Origin of the sequence: Pyxidicoccus trucidator, assembly GCF_010894435.1 — a bacterium.
GTDB lineage: Bacteria > Myxococcota > Myxococcia > Myxococcales > Myxococcaceae > Myxococcus > Myxococcus trucidator.
Genome location: NZ_JAAIXZ010000012.1, coordinates 41744 through 60561, shown reverse-complemented (window position 1 = coordinate 60561; position 18818 = coordinate 41744). Strand labels below are relative to the sequence as shown.

Below are 18818 nucleotides of genomic sequence, written 5' to 3'. Positions count from 1 at the left end.
ATGATTGAAATGACGGACCAGGGACCCGAGAGTTCCTCGCGGGTCCCTCATGTTGTGCCTCGGTGACGATGTCTCAGTGCTTCCCGTAGGAACGGTTGCGCAGCAGCACCGTCCCGGGAGTCACGTTCTCGCGTCGCACCACGCAGCGGTCGCCGTCTTCGAAGTCCACCGCGCCGTCCGTGCGGAAGCGGCCGGGGCACTCCCGCATGATGGACTCCAGCGTCTGTCCATACCGGGTCCGCGCCAGGCAGGCCGCGCCGTCCGGAGCCCACGCCGCTTCAAACGAAGCATGCGCCGGGTTCCAACTCGACGAAGCGTGTGTCGTCCGCTTGAGCATGCCGAAGGCGTCGTACATGTCGATGTCGGTGCCGTTCAGCGTGTGGCTCCGGCCATTGCCGCAGTAGTCCGCGCGCGCCATCCGCGTGCACGCCTGGTGCAGGTCCGCCAGCGACTTCCCATCACGCTCGGCCCACGGCTTGTACCCCCAGTTCACGCACTTGCTGATGGCGCCAGTCTCACAGGCCAGTGTCACCCGGCCCGGCACATCCTGACGCGCCCCGGTGATGTCCCAGACTCCGCTCACCGCCAATGCCCGGGGCGAGTGTGCAAGGGCGTTGGCCTGGCACGGGTTCTCCCACTCCTGGGCCACCGCGTTCCAGGCCTCGATGCGGTACCACTCCACCGAGGGGTCGTCGGCCGAGGGCTCGGCGCCGCAGATGGCGACCTCCACCGGGTTGTTCTCGGTGTCCGTTCCCTGGAGCACCGTGCCGACGACGTCACTGGAGGACTCGGGCCAGACCACCAGCCGACCCTCCTCCAGCCGCAGCGCCTTCACCCCGGCCGCGGCCTTCCGCACCGCCTCGCCGTCAATGGACGCGAGCACGCTGCGCCGCTCGTCCGTCACCTGCTCTGGGTCCCAGGTCAGCTTCGTGCCCCACAACGCCGTGCTCTGGGTCCTGACATCTCGCTGGGGCGCCCGCCCCTGGCACCGGAGTGCGTACCGGTCGAGGACCGCTGTCGTGGTGCCAACACGGCCTGTCCGACCCTTGGCGGTGGGGAGGGGCGCCGGGGCGGCTGCGAACACCGGCGGGCAGAGCAGCAGGCACACGAAGGTGAGCAGGGACTTCTTCAGCGCGTTCATCGACGTACCTCTCCGTTGAGATGAGGCGCCGGCATGAATCTGGCGCCTTCAAGGGAGAGGAGCCCCCCGGCTGGAGACCTATGCATGGATTCGTACAGGTCTCCCCGGGGCAGGTCGGGAAGGCGCTTCCACAAGGACCTACCGGGGTGAGAGCGGGGCGCAGACGCGCACGCCCACCAGTGCATCGCGGAGGATGGGGTCTCCCGTGCTGCGGTTGGCCGCGCGCGCGGTGTCGGAGTCGTAGTACCAGGCTCCGCCCTTCACGACGATGCTGCCCAGGTCCCCCGTCACGGGTCGTGTGAGCTCCAGGGCATTGCCCACCATGTCCATGAGCCCGAAGGGGCTCACCGACGTCGGATGCGAGCCGACCTCGTCGGGGCCGAAGGCCAAAGGTACACGTCCATAGGTCGCGTCGATGTTGGCGTCGTCCGGCTCCAGGCTGTTGCCGTGGGGGTAGTCGCGACCATCGGCCCCCCGTGCGGCGTACTCCCACTCCTGGTCGCTGCACAGGCGCGCTCCAGGAAGGCGCTCCGGGTGGTCCAGCCATTTGAAGTAGTCCACGAGGTCGTCTGCGGAGACCCCGGACAGTGGGAACTTGCGCCAGTTGGCGGTACGGCGCCGAGCCCTCTCCGGGTAGTGGAACGGTTCGTCCTCACGCGCGGAGAGATTGGACTCACCCGTGAGGTGCAGGGAGAACGTCCAACCTGCGCCGGGCTGGTGCCGCAGGGTAATGGCCTTGCCGCTGCCGTTGGCGCGCGGCTCTTCGAGGATGCGTCTCGCCGTGGCTCCAGGAGGGAGGGAGTCCAGATAGGTCAACCAGTCGCCGAAAGTCACCTCCGTTCGCCCGATGAGGTAGCCCGCACGGAAGCAGAGTCGGTGGAGCGGCGAGGCTCGCTGGAACATCCGCATTGGCTCGACGTCGGCGCTGCCCAGCAGGAAGCACCCCGGTGGCACATACGCATATCCGTCCGGAACGGAGGTCGGCAGCGAAAGCTGGACCTTCTCATTTCCCCCGCGCGTGAGGTGCACCGGCACGTCGACAGGAGCGTGGTCGGGCAGGGTGAGGCGAAGGAGATACGAGCCCGCGCTCAGCGAGCCGACAACGGGCGTCGTGCCGAGTGGCGTCTGGGGCTCGAGGCGCAGCGCGCCCTGGTCATCTTTCACATAGAGGCTGACCTCGACGCGTGCGCCCGGAGGCTCCGTCACCACCTCAAGCCTCGCTTTGGCATTGAGCCGGTACAGCCAGCCTTCTTCGTCCGTCTCGTCCACCACCCGTTCCAGCCGCTCTCGCAGCTCGGCGGCCGGTTCTTCCAGGTGGAAGTCCTCGGCGAGTTCCATCCGCTTGTAGACGACCTTCGCGAGGAGCCGGCGCGCGTCCCCGTGGCTCCGCTGGCGTTCGAGCGCCTTCTCCAGTGAGTTGGTGGCACGGGCGAAGGCCCCGTCGGCATGCTTGCGCAGCTGACGCGCCCGGGTCCAGAGCTTCCCGGGAAGAGTCCAGAGGTCATGCTCCGACGTACCCGCCGAAGGAGCGGTCCGGCCGTCGAACAGGGGGAGCGCTTCCTCGCGAAGTGCCAGGGCCGTCTCCGCCAGGTGCTCCCCCGCCACGAAGTCTGCCTCGGCCGCCGTGAGTTGGCCTGCGATGAACTGCGCGTCCTCCAGGTATCCATGCAGGCGAAGGCCGCCATGGACCGCGACGAGGGCGAGCACGACTCCGAGCGCGACGAAGGCCTTGCCCCACCGCTGGAGCCGCAGTGCTCGCCTCGACGCTGTGAGGAACGCTCGCTCCCGGGGGCCCAGCGTGACGGGGTCCAGCGCGCGGGCCTCGTCGATGTGCCGCTGTCCCCACAGCGTCTCGCGGGCTCGTGACAGGCGCTCCCACTCGGCGCTGGCCGTCTCCACGCGCTCGCGCACCGCGCGCTGGCCGATGTCGCGGTCCCTCCAGTTGCGCAGCGTGCCCCAGCTTCCGATGAGCGAGTCGTGCGCAATCACGTACCGGGCTTCGCCATTCACCGTGTGCGCGTGGAGCAGCCGCCCCTCGGTGAGCGCGCGCAGCGCCGTGCGGGGCGCTGCGTCCCGCGTCGGCATCAGCTCCTCCTCACCCACCTCCACCCGAGTGCCGTCCTCCGTCACCAGGTGCAGCAGCAGACTTCGCGCCGCCTGCTTCTCCACCAACGTCAGCCTCGCGAGCACCCCGTCCGCGTGCCGGGACAGCGCTCCGGCCACGCCGCCCATCTCCTCCAGCGCCACCCGGGTGATGCGGCTGTGCGCCGGGTTGCGCCGTTCCCACAGCTCCGCAAGTGCGAACTGGAGGAGGGGCAGGCTGCCCTCTCCGTGCGCCATGGATTTGACCAGCGTCTGGATGAGCTCCTCGGATTCGAAGGCCACACCCCGACTTCGCGCCGGACCGACGATGGCCTCGCGCACGCCCGCGGGTGCCAGCGGGCGGAGGACGTAGAGCCCGCGCTCGGCGTCCTCTCCCAGGCCGGGCAGTGAGCAGATGCTCGTCAGGAAGTCGCCGCGCACCGACAGGAGCACCCGCACCCCGGGGCAGGGCAGGGCCAGCTCGCCCAGCACGTGCGCGAAGCGCGCGGCCTGCAGGGGCTCGGACTGCGTGAGCAGCTCCTCCATCTGGTCGATGAAGATGAGCAGTCCGCGCCTTCCCTGGTGCGCCGTGCGCAACGCCGGCCCCAGCCAGCCATCCATCCCCGTCAACGCGAGGACGATGTCCGCCTCCTTCATGTCCAGCCTGGGCGCCAGTGCCGCTGCGAGCGCCTGGAGCGGCCGGGGCCCCGGCCAGAGCGTCACCGTGGCCATGTCCCGGTTCGCATCCAGCTCGCCTGCGGCCACCCGGGGCAGCACGCCGGCCCGGCACAGCGAGGACTTGCCCACGCCTGAGTCGCCCGCAACGAGCACCATGGGCTGCAGGCGCAGCCGCTCGATGACCGCGCGGATGTCGGCGTCGCGGCCGAAGAACAGCGAACGGTGCTCCGCCTCGAAGGGCGCGAGCCCCCGGTAGGGATTGCCGGCCGCGAGCGGCGCCGCCGAGTACATCTGCTCCAGGCGCTCCAGGGCCTCGCGGAGGAGGTCGGCCGACGCGGGGCGCTCGGCCGGGTCGGGCGCGAGGCAGTGGCGGATGAGCGTGGCAAGCTCCGCATCGACGTCCGGCGGGAGCGGCGGCGGTTCGCTCTCCGGGCCTGTCACCACCGTGCCCCCGGCGCCGCTGGACAGCATCCTGGCCGGAGCACCCGGCGGCACGCTGCCCGTGCACAGCTCGTAGAGGGTGACGCCGAGCGCGTAGAGGTCGCTCTGGGGGGACGAGGGCTCGCCGCGGAGCAGCTCGGGCGCCATGTAGCGCGGCGTACCCGCGTGGGCGCGCGCTCGGGCGGGCAGCGCGGAGGCGTTCAGGTCGAAGTACTCGGCCAGCCCGAAGTCGAGCAGCTTCACCACGCCGTCATCGGTGACGAGTGCGTTCGACGGCTTGAGGTCCCGGTGCAGCACGCCCTGGCGGTGCGCCGCCGCGAGCCCGCGAGCAAGGCCCAACCCCAACGTGAGCACCCGTCGCCAGGGCAGGGGCAACGGCAGCTGCGAGAGGCTTCGCCCGAGGATGTACTCGGAGACGATGTACGGCTGGCCCCCCGCCGTGCCGATGCGGAACACCGTGACGACGTTGGGGTGCTGCAGGCGGGCGATGGCCCTCGCCTCCGTCTCGAAGCGCGCGCGGACCGAGGCTCGGGGCTGGTGGGAGGAGGCAATGAACTTCACCGCGACGCGCCGGCCCAGGGACTTGTCACGCGCCAGGTACACGACGCCCATGCCGCCCCGGCCCAGCTGCGGCCCGAGCTGGAACTCGTCGAACTCGGCGGGAGGTGTCCATGGCGCCCCGGGAGGTGGCACCGCTTCGGCGGGAGGCGGCTTCGCTTCGGCCGGGGGCAACGCCGCCGGAACGGCTCCGGGCAGTGTCTGGGTATGGTCCTCCGGACGGACTGCCTGCACTTCCGCCACTCCGGCCAGGCCACCCCGGGCGACGGTGGCCATCAGGGTCCGGCAGGCCTCACACCCGGCGGCGTGGAGGTGGACGTCGGCCAGCGTGGTGGAAGACAGCCGGCCTTCAATCAATGCCACCAGGAGCTCATCGGACAGACAAGGGGGGCCGGCCGCCCCCGCGTGGGCCGGGTTTGACGAAGTCATGGTGAGTGGTGCGAGAGTCTCGCAAACAGACTGACAGCTTTTCAACACCCCCCTCGCCCGCCGACGGGGTGCGAGGGGATGGGGCACACCATGGGAGACGCGCCGGAGCTGGTGGCAACACTTCTGGCACATGCCAGGGGACGGCAGGTGGCTCCAGGGGACATCCCCGCGCTCGAAAGTCTTCTCAACCGTGCGTGGAATTCCTCACGCGCGCGGTGGAATACCGTGTCGCTTCCTCCCGCGCTGTTCGTGAAGCACCTCGCCGAGCGGCTGCCCGAGGCGGGCCCCGACACTTCCATCACCGCGCTCCTCGAGCTGCTCTCGCTGGAGGAGCTCTATCTCGCGTGCGCGTGCGTGCAGGGCCTTCCCACCGCGACGGAGGTCTTCGAGCAGCATTACCTGGCGAAGCTGCCGGGACTGCTCGCCTATCTGAAACAGTCCTCGGCGGAGCTCGATGACGTCTGTCAATTGACGCGCGTGAAGCTCCTGCTCCGCACGCCCGACAACGCGCCGCGAATCCTGGACTACAGCGGCCGGGGCGCGCTGATGAGCTGGGTGCGGGTCACCGCCGTGCGCATTGCCCTCAAGCTCCGCGCCGCCGACAGGCCCGCCTCCGACGAGCACGTGGCCGAGGTGCTCGAGGCGCTCCCCTCGCCGGGCATCGACGCGGAGCTGGACCTCATCAAGCAGCGCCACCAGGTGGAGTTCCGCCAGGCCCTGCGCGAGGCCTTCGCCACGCTGTCCTCCGACGAGCGGCACCTGCTCCGCCTCTACTTCGTCGACCGGCTGTCCACCACGGAGTTGGGCGCGCTGCTGCGGGTGAACCAGTCCACCGTGTCGCGCTGGGTGAAGAGCGCGCGGCAGCACATCTACGAGGAGACCCGGCGCCACCTGCAGGCCCGGCTGAACCTCTCCGCCGGAGGCTTCCAGAGCTTCCTGTCCGTGCTGGACAGCCAGCTCGACGTGAGCCTCAGCCAGCTCTTCGGAGAGGAAGACCGGCGCAGCGAGTAGGTTCGACGGCGGACGGCCTGTGATAGTCACTCGCGCAGGCGTCCCCGAGGTCCGGGGGCGGGGAGATTCAATGCGCGCAGCCCGCCTGGCGGCAGTGATGGCATGTCTCGTGGGGCTGGCGTGGGCCGCACCCGCGGAGGCCGGCCGTCGCCCCTTCATCTGGACGTTCGACACCGAAATCACGCCCAAGGGCGATGTCGAGCTGGAGCAGTGGCTGTGGGCCCGGAGCCGCGCTCCCGCGTTTCCCGAGCGGCCCTCGGCGTACTGGATATGGTGGGGCCCCGTCCTCGGGCTGAGCCAGCACCTGGAGCTGGCCATCCCCTTCCAGGTGCGCGCCAACCGCGACGTCACCGAGCTCGAGTCCTTCGAGGCCGACTTCCGCTACCGGCTCTTCCCCCGGGGCGATGACCGCGCCTTCCAGCCGCTGGTGCGCGCGGTGTGGCACCAGGCCATCGACACGGCGGGCCCGTCGCGCGTGGACGTGGACGTCGTCGGCTCGTACCAACTGGAGAGCGGGCTGCGGCTGGTGCTCGACCTCGGCTTGCAGGTGGGCATCCCCGCGCTGCGCGGCGACGGGGGGCCGGCCCGCGTCCTCGGGACGTACTCCGCCGGGGTGTCCTATCCCCTCATCCCGGACGAGCTGCGGCTGTCGCTCGAGTCCTTCGGCGAGTTCGGCCTGCGGGAGCTGGACCAGGACCCGCACCTCTTCGTCGGCCCGAGCGTGGCGTGGTCCTTCGGCCGGACCTGGCTGACCGCTGGCACAATGTTCGGCCTGACGGCCGTGTCCTCCGAAACCCCCCGCTTCATGCCGAGGCTCATATGGGCAGTCGCGCTCTGAAACCCCTCCTCCTGGTGCTCCTGCTGGCCGCGCCGCTCGCCGGGGCCGCCGAGCCGGGCCGCGTCGAGGGCGTGGTGGAAATCTCGGTCATTGGACCGGATGGGAAGCCGCAGCCGAAGGCGGACCGCTCCGGCGTGGTGGTCTACCTCACCGGCTACACGGAAGAGCCTCCGGCCGAGGTGGCGCGGATGAGCCAGCGCGACAAGACGTTCTTCCCCAGCGTGCTGCCCATCGTCGCGGGGCAGAAGGTGGAGTTCGAGAACAAGGACGTGGTGCTGCACAACGTCTTCTCGCGCTCGGTGGCTCGCAAGTTCGACGCGGGCAAGAACCGGCCGGGCGAGAAGTACGTGGAGACGTTCAAGAAGACGGGCATCATCGACGTCTACTGCGACATCCACGAGCAGATGGTGGCGACGCTGGTGGTGGTGCCCAACCGCGCCTTCGCGGTGACGGACAAGGACGGGCGCTTCGTGCTGCGCGGCGTGCCTCCCGGGCGCCATCCCATCTTCGCCGTGCATCGGCGGGACGAGAAGAGCGACATCTCCCGCGCGGAGGTCGTCGTGGAGGCGGGCCGCGCCAGCACGGCCACGCTGCGGCTCGTGGAGACGCGCGTCGACGACAGCCACCTGGACAAGCGCGGCAAGAAGTACGGCCCCCGGCCGGACTACTCGGGCAAGGCTCCCTAAGCGCCGTGACGCTCTCCCGGAAGCTCAGCCTCGCCTTCATGGCGCTCGCGGGGACGGCGCTCGCCTCGGCGCTGCTGCTCACCACCTTCGTGGTGCGGGCGGCGGCGGAGGAGAAGATCGCCAGCTACCTGGAGCGCACGCTGGAGGACTTTCAGCAGCGCGCCCGGGCCAGCCAGAAGCGCACCCGCGACGTGGCCGAGACGCGGACGCGGGACCGCTCCTTCAAGGAGATGTCCCTGTCGGTGAACTCCTTGGACGCCGAGGCCGGGCTCGGCGACGCGAGCTCGGAGACGGAGGGCATCGTCAGCGCCCGCGAGGTCATCGACTCCGCGGACACCGAGGCCTTCGGCTGGAGCCGCGGCGCCCTGCTGCCCTGGGCCTTCTTCAATGCCAGCGGCCGCCTCGTCTACACCCGCGCGGACTCGGAGCAGCTGGGCGACGGGCCGCTGTCCATCCCCCTGCTCGACACGGCGCTGCGCGGCGGCCCGGCCTCCGCGCTCTGGTCTCCCGCCCAGCTCCGCGCGCTGCCCTTCACCTTCGTCCCCCCGGAGCAGCTCCGCGAGGGCGACCTGATGCTCGTCCACGCCCAGCCGGCCACTGGTGCGCGGCGGGACAAGGACAAGGTGGTCGTGGTGGGCGTGGTGCTGTCCGGCCAGTGGGTGGGGGACGTGCTGCTGGAGGACCTGACGGAACCGCGCGCCTCCAGCCCCCAGGTGGCGGACACCCGCGCCCGCTTCGCCGTGCGCGCCACGGACGGAGCGCTGGCCTCACAGGTCCCTGTCGGCACCCGGTTCGAGAGCGACGGCTGGCAGCCGGGTCAGGCCCGCGACTTGTACCTCGGGGACACGCACTACCTCGTGCGAGAGGACGTGCTGCGCGGCGTGGACGGCGCCAGCATCGGCCAGGTGTTCGTGCTGCGCGACTTCGACGCGGAGATCAACCCCATCCTCCAGCGCTTTCATCGCTGGTTCATCCCCACCGCCGTGGGCATGGCGCTCTTCGCGCTGGCGGCGGCGGTGTTCATGGCGCGGAGCATGGCGGCGCCGCTCGTGCAATTGGAGGCGGCGGTGGACCGGGTGCGCCTGGGGGACCTCTCCGTCGAGGTGCCCGTGCGGGGCACGGACGAGGTGGGCCGGGTGGCGCAGTCCTTCAATGAGATGGTCGGCGGCCTGCGGCAGAGGGACCAGATCAAGGGCCTCTTCAAGCGCTACCTCTCACCCCAGGTGGTGGACGAGCTCCTCAAGCACCCTGAGAAGGCCGCTCCCGGCGGCGAGCGGAAGATGCTCACCGTGCTCTTCAGCGACCTGGTGGGCTTCACCTCCATGAGCGAGCAGATGAGCCCGGAAGAGCTCGTCGCCCTCCTCAACACCTACTTCGAGCAGGCGACGGGGGTGCTGACCCAGCACGGTGCGACGCTCGACAAGTTCATCGGCGACGCCATCATGTGCTTCTGGAACGCGCCGCTTCCGCAAGAAGACCACGCGGCGCGCGCGTGCCTCACCGCGCTGGACCTGGTGGCGGTGGTGGAGCGGCTCGCGCCCATGTTCGAGGCGCGGGGGCTGCCCCGGCTCGACTGCCGCATCGGCATCAACACCGGGCAGGCCATCGCCGGCAACATCGGCTCCAGCGTGGCCCAGGACTACACCGTCATCGGCGACGCGGTGAACCTCGCCTCGCGGCTGGAGGGCGCCGCCAAGTTCTACGGCACCCGCACCCTGGTGGCCGAGGACACCCTCACCGCCGCGCGCGGCGTGGTGCGGGCACGCGAGCTGGACCTTGTGCGCGTCAAGGGCAAGCAGCAGCCGGTCCGCGTGTTCGAGCTCGTCGGCCGGGCGGACACTCCGCCCCCGCCCCACCTCGCGCGCTTCGCCGAGGGGCTCGCCCTCTACCGGGAGCGCGACTTCGCCGCCGCGCGCCTCGCCTTCCTCGCGTCTCCGGAGGACAAGGCCTCGGCCCGCTTCGCCGCGCGCTGCGAGTCCATGCTCCTCTCGCCGCCGCCCGAGGACTGGGATGGCGTCTTCGTGCTCGACAGCAAGTAGGGGATTCGGATGCCCGGTGAGTTCGACTTCATCCGCCGCTTCCTGAGCCACTTTCCACGGGCCCGCGTGCCCGTGGGGCCCGGGGACGACTGCGCCGTGCTCGCCCCTTCGCGCGGCGCGCTGTGCGTCACCACCGACGCCGTGGTGGAGGACGTCCACTTCACCCGCGCGGCCTTCTCGCCCGGGGACATCGGCCACAAGGCCCTGGCGGTGAACCTCTCCGACCTCGCGTCCATGGGCGCCACCCCGCGCTGGTTCGTCTGCGCGCTCGCGCTGCCGAAGGACTTCCCCCTCCGCGACCTGGCGGGCCTCGCGCGCGGCATGGCGGCGCTGGCCCGCGCGCACAGAATCTTCCTGGTTGGCGGCAACTTCACCTCCGCGCGCGAGCTGTCCATCACCCTCACCGCCGCGGGCGAGCTGTCCCGCCCACCCCTCACCCGCGCGGGGGCCCGGCCTGGAGACCTCCTCTATGTGTCCGGCACCCTCGGCGACGCGCGCCTGGGTCTGGTGCACCTGCGCGCGGGCCTGAAGCGCGGCCCCGCCGTGCGCCGCCAGCGCCGTCCCGAGCCTCGCGTGGCGCTGGGACGGCTGGCCTCCCGCTTCGCCTCCGCGGCGCTCGACGTGTCCGATGGCCTGGCGCAGGACCTGGGCCACCTGTGCGCGGCGTCACGGGTGCGAGCCACGGTGGAGCTGGAGCGGCTGCCCATGACGGCCGCGGTGCGCAAGGCGCTCGGGCCCCAGGGCGCACTGGCCGGAGGCGAGGACTATGAGCTGCTGCTGGCCGTTCCCTCGGGACGCAGCCGGGCATTCGAGCGCGCGTGCGCCCGGGCGGACCAGCCCGTCACCCGGATTGGCCACTTCTCCGAGGGGAAAGGGTGGGTTTGCCAGGATGCGACAGGCCGCGTTCTCCCACCACCGCAGGGGTTCGACCACTTCCGCCAGCCTGTCGCCGGATTGACCCTGCCGAACAGCAAGGCTAAACCCGTGACGCTTCTTTCCCCCTGAAAGCAACCCGTGCGCCGTCCCCTTCGTGACGACACCTCCCCCGGACTCACTCCCCGCCGCGAGCCCGTCCAGCGACTGCTGCGGGCCGTGGACAGCCCCCGTTCCACGCGTGAGGTCTCCCTCCACCGGAAGATTCTCAACGGCTACGTCGTCCTTGGGATGCTCCTCACCGTGTGGATGTTCACCTCGGACATCCTCTTCCGGGAGCTGGCCCCCGGGCCCGGCATCTGGAAGGACCTCGTCCGTGGCGGTGTCGCCATCTTCATCACCGGCGCCGCGGCGGCGCTGCTGCCCTCGCTGCTCGCGCGCGTCACCCGCGTGAAGGTCCTCAGCCGCTCCGCCTACGAAATCTCCCAGGGCGACCTGTCCAAGCCGGTGGCCGCCGAGGGTGGCAGCACCCGCGACGAAATCGACGAGCTGACCGGCGCCATCACCCGCATGCAGGAGAACCTGCGCGAGCTGGTGGGCAAGATTCAGGAGACGGCCAAGAGCGTGGCCGATACCGCCATCGACCTGCAGCGCTCGGCGGAGAACGTCAACGGGTCCACCGAGGAGGTGGGCTCGTCGATGAACAAGATTGCCTCCGGCGCCGAGTCGCAGTCGCAGCTCGTGTCCAAGGCCTCGAAGGTCATCACCGAGATGGCCGGCAGCATCCAGCGCACCACCGCCAGCGCCGAGGACGCCGCGAAGACGACGGCCGAGACGAGCGGCGCGGCCGAGGATGGCTCCAAGGCCGCGCGGCTGGCCGGCGACAAGGTGAAGAAGGTCTTCAACCGCATCGAGTCCGCCAGCCAGCAGGTGTTCGCCTTCGGCGAGAAGACGCAGGAAATCTCCAAGATTGTCGACGCGATTACCCAGGTGGCGCAGCAGACCAACCTGCTCGCGCTCAACGCCACCATCGAAGCGGCCCGCGCCGGTGAGTACGGCCGCGGCTTCGCGGTGGTCGCCGATGAGGTCCGCAAGCTGGCGGAGAGCGCCGGCCGGTCCGCCGAGCAGATCTCCAAGCTGGCGCGCGACATCTCCGGGCAGTCCTCCTCCGTGGTCAGCGCCATGAAGGAAGGAATCGCCGAGCTGGCCGAGGGCCGCGAGGACCTGGGCAACATCGTCCGCTCCATGGGCGCCATCACCGACACCATCCGCAAGGGCGCGGAGAAGGTGCACCTCATCTCCGACAGCACCCGCGAGCAGCTCAAGGGCAGCGAGGAGATGGTGAAGGCCATCGAGGAAATCAAGCTGGTGGCGCGCAACAACGCGTCCTCCACCGAGGCCATCCAGGAAGTCATCCAGGAGCAGACGGCCGCCGTGTCGCGCATGACGTCGCTGGCCAGCGAGCTGACCAACCTCTCCGTCGAGCTGCAGAGCGTCGTGCGCAGCTTCCGCCTGAGCCCATGAGCACGATTCCCCTCACGAATCCGGACCCGAAGCTGAAGGCCGCCGAGGACCGCCTGCGCGAGGTGATGCTCGCGCTGCCCGAGGCCACCGAGGACTTCCCCTGGGGCCACCGCGCCGCCAAGGTGAAGGGGAAGATGTTCGCCATCCTGGTGCTGGAGGACGCGGGGCTCACCGTCACCACCAAGCTGCCGGACTCCAACGAGGCGGCGCTGACGCTCCCCTTCACCGCGCCCACCGGGTACGGCATGGGCAAGAGCGGCTGGGTGACGTCCACCTTCAAGGTCGGCGACGACGTCCCCGTGGAGCTGCTCGGCCAGTGGGTGCACGAGAGCTTCCGCGCCGTGGCCCCCCAGCGGGTGCTCAAGGCGATGGGCGGCGCGGCCAACGTGGTGTCGAAACCGGCCGCCGCGAAGAAGGCCCTGTCGAAGCCGGCCCCCGTGAAGAAGACTCCGGCGAAGAACGTGGTGGCGAAGTCGGCTGCGGTGAAGAAGACTCCGGCGAAGAAGAACGTGGTGGCGAAGTCGGCTGCCACGAAGAAGGCGGCGGCGAAGAAGGTCCCGGCTGCCGCGACGCGGCGTGGCACGGCGGCTGCGTCCCGGTCCAAGCGATAGCGAGAGGGCTCCGCGTTCCAGCCATTTCAAAGCTGATAGAACGTTACTCCTGTGCGGCACGTCATCTTCCGGGTGGAGAAAGAGCGCTACGGGCTGCCGCTATCGGCGGTGCGGGAGGTCGTCGTGCCTCCGGAGCGCTTCACCCGGGTGCCCCGCGCCCCCTCGGCGATTACCGGGGTGATGAATCTTCGCGGCCGGGTCGTGACGGTGGTGGAATTGCGGCAGCTCCTGAGCCTCCCGGAGGGCCCCACGCCGTCGGCACGGGTGGTGCTATTGGACCGGGGCCGGCGTGACTTGGGGCTGCTGGTGACGGATGTAGACGGTATCGAGGCGGTGGAGAGGGTCAGCGCGGCGCCCGGGAAGCTGACACCCGCCATCCGGGGAGTCGCCCGGTTGGGTGGTCTGGGAGTAACCGTCCTGGACCCCGAGGGGCTGGACGCCGCGGTGGTTGCCTTGTTCACCCATTCCAAGTGAGTAGCCCCCTGGAAAGCGCGGATGCTAGTGTCCGCGCTCCTCTAGGTGATTCGGAGGCGGAGTTCTTCACATGGCTAAGCGGGTCCTGGTCGTCGACGACGCCATCTTCATGCGCAACATGATCAAGGACATCTTTGCGTCTGGAGGTTTCGAGGTCGTCGGCGAGGCCGCCAACGGGCTGGAAGCTGTCGAGAAGTACAAGGAACTCAAGCCCGACCTCACGACGATGGACATCGTCATGCCGTTCAAGAGCGGCATCGAGGCGACCCGGGAAATCATCAAGGCGGACAGCAGCGCCGTCGTCATCATGTGCTCGGCGCTCGGGCAGGAGAGCCTGGTGATGGAGGCCATCGAGGCGGGCGCCTCGGACTTCATCGTCAAGCCGTTCCGAGCCGAGGACGTGCTGGCGGTGGTGAAGAAGGTCCTGGGAGAGACTTGAGCGGTGTCGCCCCACGGCGGCTGCTCCTCTGGTGGTGACGAGGCCGGGTCATGACGATGGACATGTCCCGCTACCTTGGCCTCTTCATCTCGGAGGCCAGCGACCACCTCGAGGCGCTCGGCAGGGACCTCGTGCAACTGGAGCGCGAGGGTACCGCCAGCGTGGTGGACTCCATGTTCCGCCATGCCCACTCGGTCAAGGGCATGGCGTCGTCCATGGGCTTCGAGTCCATTGCCATCCTCGCCCACCGCGTGGAGGACCTGGTCGACGCCGTCCGGCAGGACCGCGGGCGGCTGGACCGCGACGTGGTGGACCTGCTCCTCACCGCCGCGGACACCATGCTCGCGCAGGTGCGGGCCGTGGCGGAGAACAAGCCGCCCGAGGATGCCTCGGCGCTGCTCGCCCAGCTCGGCGCTCGCGTCACCGCCATGACGGGCCAGGCCCTGGCCGCCACCCGCGTCGCCAAGGTCACCGCGCTGAAGCCGGCCGGTGGCTCCGACGGGGAGGAGGGGGCCGGCGCGTCGGCGGGCACGGGCTCCTCCGGTGGCACCGCGGCGGCTGGCGGCACGGGCTCAGGCGGCACGGGCGGTGATGCGGCCTCCAGTGCGACGGGTTCCACCGCGCAGTCGGGTGGGGTCCGGGTTTCCGGTGGGGATGAGGGCGCCTCCGCGTCCTCGCCCGCATCGCGCCCGCCGGCCGTCGTCGGGCTGGCAGGGGCCCCGGTGGATGTGCCGGGCCTGGGCCTGCCGCCGGACCTGCTCGCTCCGGCCAGTGTCTCCTCCGAGGCGCCGGCCTCGTCCGGGGAGCTCTCGGTGGGGGCCGCTCCAGGCGCGGTGGCCGCCGTCGCGGTGGCGCTGGGGCTGGTGGCTCCGGCGTCGACGGACCTTGGCGATGGACTGAAGGCGTCCGCGAGCGCGCCGACCGCGGTGGCCACCCCCGCGCCGGACACGCGTGGCGCGCTGCAGCGCTGGTCGGTACGGCTGCGCATCTCCCCCACCTGCCAGGTGCCCGGCGTGCGCGCGTTCCTGGTGCACAAGCGGCTCACCAACCTGGGCACGCTGGTGGACCTGCGGCCCGCGCTGGAGGAGCTGAAGGCCGGCCGCATCCCCGACGGCTACATCCAGTTGGAGCTGGAGACGACGGCGGGCGACGCCGGCATCCACGCCTCGCTGAAGAACGTGGCCGAGGTGGACGTCGTCTCGGTGAAGCCCGCGGTGGCCGCGCCCGCCCCGGTGGTCGCGCCCTCCCCGGTGGCCGAGAGCGCTCGCGCCAACCCGGACGCCTCGGCGCGCACGGTGCGCGTGCGCACGGAGCTGCTCGACTACTTCCTGGACACGGTGGGCGAGCTGATGCTCGCCACGGCCCGCCTGCGCGAGGTGGGCAAGGTGCTGCCGGAGAACACCCGCCCCGCGCTGGAGGAGGGCGTCTACCGGCTGCACACGCTGGTGAAGGACCTGCACGACAAGGTGATGACGGCGCGCATGACGCCGCTGTCGCTCATCACCGACCGGCTGCCCCGCGCGGCGCGAGACATCGCCCGCCGCAAGGAGCGCGAGGTCGACCTGGTCATCACCGGCGCGGAAATCGAGCTGGACCGGGCCATCCTCGACGAGCTCGCGGACCCGCTGATGCACCTGCTGCGCAACTGCATCGACCACGGGCTGGAGTCCCCCGAGGAGCGCGTCGCCGCGAAGAAGGGCCCGCGCGGGCGCGTGCTGGTGGCGGTGAAGCGCGCCAGGGACCGCGTCATCGTCGAAATCGAGGACGACGGCCGGGGCATGGACCCCGCGAAGCTGAAGACCTCGGCGGTGGCCAAGGGGCTGCTCTCCGTGGACACCGCGGCGCGGCTGACAGACCGCGAGGCCTTCCTGCTGTCGTGCCTGCCGGGCGTGTCCACCGCCAAGGACATCACCGACATCTCCGGCCGCGGCGTGGGCATGGACGCGGTGAAGCGGGTGGTGGAGAACGTCGGCGGCACGCTCGAAATCGACAGCGAGAAGGGCCGGGGCACGCGCTTCACGTTGCGGCTGCCGCTGACGGTGGCCGTGGTGCACCTGCTGCTGGTGGAGGTGGGCGAGGAGGTGTTCGGCCTGCCCATCGCCAAGGTGGTGGGCGCGACGGAGGCGGACGGCGACCTGCTCAGCCGCAGCCGTGAGACGGCGCTGCTGCCCCATGGCAACTCGCTGCTGCCCGTGCATTCGCTGGACACGCTGGTGGGCGTGCCCGCCCCCGTGCGTCAGGGCGCGCGGCCCTTCGTGGTGATGGACGCGGACTCCGGGCGGGTCGCCCTGGCGGTGGACCGGCTGCTGGGCCAGGAAGAGGTGGTGCTCAAGCCGCTGTCCCGGCCGCTCGACTTGCTGCCCGGACTGTCGGGCGTCACCATCCTCGGAAGTGGCCGCCCGGTGTTCATCCTGGACGTGCCGAGGTTACTGTCCGCGTGAGCCTGCCCCTCCCCAACGACGCGCAAGTGGATGCCCTGCGCGAGGTGGCCAACATCGGCTGCGGCCACGCCGCCAATGCGCTCTCCCGGCTGATGGGCGGGCGGCAGGTGGACCTCTCCATCCCCCGGGTGCAGCTCGGTGGCGCGGACGTCGGCGCGCTGCTGGGCCCGGACGCGCAGGTGGTGTCGGCGTCGCTGGGCATCCGCGGCGAGCTGCACGGCACCCTGCTGCTGGTGCTGCCCCGGGCGGATGCCGGCGCGCTGGAGTCGCTGCTGCTGGGAAGCCAGTCGGTGGACCAGGCCGAGCGCGACAGCGTGGTGGCGGAGGTCGCCAACATCGCGGCGAGCGCCTGCCTGTCCGCGCTGGGACGGCTGACGGGCTGGAAGCTGATGCCCACGGTGCCCACCCTGCGGCGCGGTGGCACCGGGGGCGCGCTGGCCCTGGCGACGGCCGACATGGCCCACGGCGTGGTGCTGGAGGCCCGCTTCCAGGCGGCCACGGTGCCGCCCGTGGGTGGACAGTTGCTGCTGCTGCTGGAGCGGGACAGCGCACGGACCCTGCTGGCGCGGCTGGGCGTGTAGCCCGTTTCGCGGTAGACGGGCGCCCATGGACGAGAAGGCGCTGAAGCAGCTCCTCGGGAGCGTGAAGTCGGGCCGCGTGTCGGTGGACGACGCAGTGGGGAAGCTGAAGGATTTGCCCTTCGCCGAGCTGGGCTACGCGACGCTCGACACCCACCGCAACCTGCGCTTCGGCTTCCCCGAGGTGGTGCTGGGCGAGCCGAAGACGGTGGAGCAGTTGCTGGGCATCGTCGGCGCGCTGGTGGAGCGCAAGCAGACGGTGCTGGTGACGCGGCTGCAGCCGGACAAGGCCGAGGCGCTGGTGGCCCGCTTCCCCAAGGGCGAGTACCACTCCGTGGCCCGCATCTTCCACTTGAAGCAGGGCAAGGTGCGCGCGGGGAAGGTGGCGGTGGTGACGGCCGGCACCAGCGACATTCCCGTGGCGGAGGAGGCGGCGCTCACCGCCCAGGCCATGGGCGCGGAGGTGGTGCGCGTCTATGACGTGGGCGTGGCCGGCATCCACCGGCTGCTGCGGCGCCGGGAGGAAATCCAGGCGTGCCACGTCGCCGTGGTGGTGGCGGGCATGGAGGGCGCGCTGGCGAGCGCGCTGGGCGGGCTGGTGGGCATCCCCGTGGTGGCGGTGCCGACGTCCGTGGGCTACGGCGCCAACTTCGGGGGCGTGTCCGCGCTGCTGGCCATGGTGAACTCGTGCGCCTCCAACGTGGCCACGGTGAATATCGACAACGGCTTCGGCGGCGGCTTCTACGCGGCGCTCATCTCCCGCACGAAGGGACGGCGGTGACATGCGACGCATCCTCTACCTGGAGCCGGTGGGCGGCATCGCCGGGGACATGTTCCTGGCGGCGGGCGTGGACCTGGGGCTCTTGCCCTCGGAGCTTGAGCACGCGCTGAGCGGGCTGAGCGTGCCGGGGTGGAAGCTGGCGGTGCAGCGCGCGGTGCGCCACGCCATCAGCGGCACGCACCTGGACGTGGTGCTGGACGCGCGCGAGGCGCACCCGCACCGGGCCTACTCGGACATCCGGAAGCTGATTGAAGCGGCGCCCACGCTGCCGGCCCGCGCGAAGGAGCGCGCGCTGGCGGTGTTCCGCGCCATCGGCGAGGCCGAGGCGAAGGTGCACGGCGTGTCCATCGACGACATCCACTTCCACGAGGTGGGGGCGGTGGACTCCATCGTCGACATCTGCGGCGCGGCGGTGGTGCTGGAGCTGCTGGGCAACCCGGAGGTGTACGCGGCCCCGCCTCCGCTGGGCAGCGGCACCATCCGCGTGGCCCACGGCAACATGCCCATTCCCGTGCCCGCCACGCTGGAGCTGCTCCGCGACGTCCCCGTGCGCTTCGAGGGCGTGGGCGAGCTGACGACGCCCACCGGCGCGGCGCTGCTCAAGGTGCTCGCGCACATCGGCCACCCTCCGGACTTCATCGTGGAGAAGGTGGGCTACGGCGTGGGGACGAAGGACTTCAAGGACAGGCCCAACGTGCTGCGCGCGTCGCTGGGGCGCATGGAGGAGGCCCGCACCGAGGGGCTGTGGGTGGTGGAGGCCAACCTGGACGACGCCACGCCGCAGCTCCTGGGACACCTGGTGGAGCGGCTGCTCGCGGTGGGCGCGCTGGACACGTGGGTGGCGCCGGTGGTGATGAAGAAGAGCCGGCCCGGGCACCTGCTGGGCGCGCTGGTGGAGGGTGGGAAGCGCGAGGCCGTGGTGGACGCGGTGCTGCGCGAGTCCACCACGCTGGGCGTGCGCTACCACCGCGTGGAGCGGCAGGCGCTGGAGCGCGACTGGGTGGAGGTGGAGACGCCGTGGGGGAAGGTCCGCGTCAAGCGCGGCCTGCGCGGGGGCGCCGTGCTGAATGCGCACCCGGAGTTCGAGGACTGCCGGCAGGTGGCGGAGGCCGCCGGTGTCCCGGTGAAGCAGGTGATGGCTGCGGCGGTGGCGGCGCTCGGCCGGGCGGGCTGAGGCGTTGGAGGGGCTCCGGG

15 protein-coding genes are annotated in these 18818 nt (G+C 70.9%); 13 read left to right on the top strand and 2 right to left on the bottom strand.

What is annotated here, in order from left to right; translation table 11 throughout:
• Nucleotides 1–73: 73 nt before the first annotated feature.
• Together G4D85_RS29925 and G4D85_RS29920 are read right to left on the bottom strand one after the other, a co-directional pair.
• Nucleotides 74–1141, bottom strand: coding sequence for an ADYC domain-containing protein (locus G4D85_RS29925; protein WP_164017449.1), 1068 nt, complete (start codon nt 1139–1141; stop codon nt 74–76).
• Between the two features lie 138 nt (nt 1142–1279).
• Nucleotides 1280–5263 carry a bifunctional serine/threonine-protein kinase/formylglycine-generating enzyme family protein gene (locus G4D85_RS29920; RefSeq protein WP_240359575.1) on the bottom strand — a complete coding sequence of 1328 codons (3984 nt, stop codon included), beginning with the start codon at nt 5261–5263 and terminating at the stop codon, nt 1280–1282.
• A 291-nt stretch (nt 5264–5554) separates the two neighbouring features.
• Here G4D85_RS29920 and G4D85_RS29915 point away from each other — a divergent pair, with 291 nt between their 5' ends.
• From G4D85_RS29915 to larC, 13 genes are all read left to right on the top strand, one after another.
• The gene (locus G4D85_RS29915) at nt 5555–6340 is read left to right on the top strand and encodes a sigma-70 family RNA polymerase sigma factor (protein ID WP_240359574.1); all 786 of its coding nucleotides are present in this window, start codon (nt 5555–5557) and stop codon (nt 6338–6340) included.
• A 70-nt stretch (nt 6341–6410) separates the two neighbouring features.
• Entirely contained in the window at nt 6411–7178 is a 768-nt protein-coding gene (locus G4D85_RS29910) for a hypothetical protein (protein WP_164017446.1), read from the top strand.
• The gene (locus G4D85_RS29905) at nt 7160–7864 is read left to right on the top strand and encodes a carboxypeptidase regulatory-like domain-containing protein (protein ID WP_164017445.1); all 705 of its coding nucleotides are present in this window, start codon (nt 7160–7162) and stop codon (nt 7862–7864) included. Before G4D85_RS29910 ends, G4D85_RS29905 begins: the two co-directional genes overlap by 19 nt.
• A gap of 5 nt (nt 7865–7869) precedes the next feature.
• Entirely contained in the window at nt 7870–9903 is a 2034-nt protein-coding gene (locus G4D85_RS29900) for an adenylate/guanylate cyclase domain-containing protein (protein ID WP_164017444.1), read from the top strand.
• Between the two features lie 9 nt (nt 9904–9912).
• A complete protein-coding gene (gene thiL / locus G4D85_RS29895; RefSeq protein WP_164017443.1) occupies nt 9913–10908 on the top strand; it encodes a thiamine-phosphate kinase in 996 nt (331 codons plus the stop codon).
• A 9-nt stretch (nt 10909–10917) separates the two neighbouring features.
• Entirely contained in the window at nt 10918–12300 is a 1383-nt protein-coding gene (locus G4D85_RS29890; protein WP_205525779.1) for a methyl-accepting chemotaxis protein, read from the top strand.
• Complete coding sequence (locus G4D85_RS29885) at nt 12297–12911, top strand: MmcQ/YjbR family DNA-binding protein (protein WP_164017442.1); 615 nt, start codon at nt 12297–12299, stop codon at nt 12909–12911. The genes G4D85_RS29890 and G4D85_RS29885 overlap by 4 nt, the downstream gene beginning before the upstream one ends.
• 51 nt (nt 12912–12962) lie before the next feature.
• Nucleotides 12963–13385: a chemotaxis protein CheW gene (locus tag G4D85_RS29880; RefSeq protein ID WP_164017441.1), complete on the top strand. Its 423-nt coding sequence runs from the start codon at nt 12963–12965 to the stop codon at nt 13383–13385.
• Nucleotides 13386–13455: 70 nt separating this feature from the next.
• Nucleotides 13456–13824 (top strand): response regulator, encoded by a 369-nt coding sequence (locus G4D85_RS29875; protein WP_011556618.1) that lies wholly within the window; start codon nt 13456–13458, stop codon nt 13822–13824.
• 50 nt (nt 13825–13874) lie between these two features.
• Nucleotides 13875–16265 carry a chemotaxis protein CheA gene (locus G4D85_RS29870; protein WP_164017440.1) on the top strand — a complete coding sequence of 797 codons (2391 nt, stop codon included), beginning with the start codon at nt 13875–13877 and terminating at the stop codon, nt 16263–16265.
• Nucleotides 16262–16846 carry a chemotaxis protein CheC gene (locus G4D85_RS29865; RefSeq protein ID WP_164017439.1) on the top strand — a complete coding sequence of 195 codons (585 nt, stop codon included), beginning with the start codon at nt 16262–16264 and terminating at the stop codon, nt 16844–16846. The genes G4D85_RS29870 and G4D85_RS29865 overlap by 4 nt, the downstream gene beginning before the upstream one ends.
• A gap of 25 nt (nt 16847–16871) precedes the next feature.
• Nucleotides 16872–17624 (top strand): nickel pincer cofactor biosynthesis protein LarB, encoded by a 753-nt coding sequence (gene larB, locus G4D85_RS29860; RefSeq protein WP_164017438.1) that lies wholly within the window; start codon nt 16872–16874, stop codon nt 17622–17624.
• A 1-nt stretch (nt 17625) separates the two neighbouring features.
• On the top strand, nt 17626–18798 hold the full coding sequence (larC, locus tag G4D85_RS29855) for a nickel pincer cofactor biosynthesis protein LarC (RefSeq protein ID WP_164017437.1): 1173 nt from the start codon (nt 17626–17628) through the stop codon (nt 18796–18798).
• Nucleotides 18799–18818: the final 20 nt, after the last annotated feature.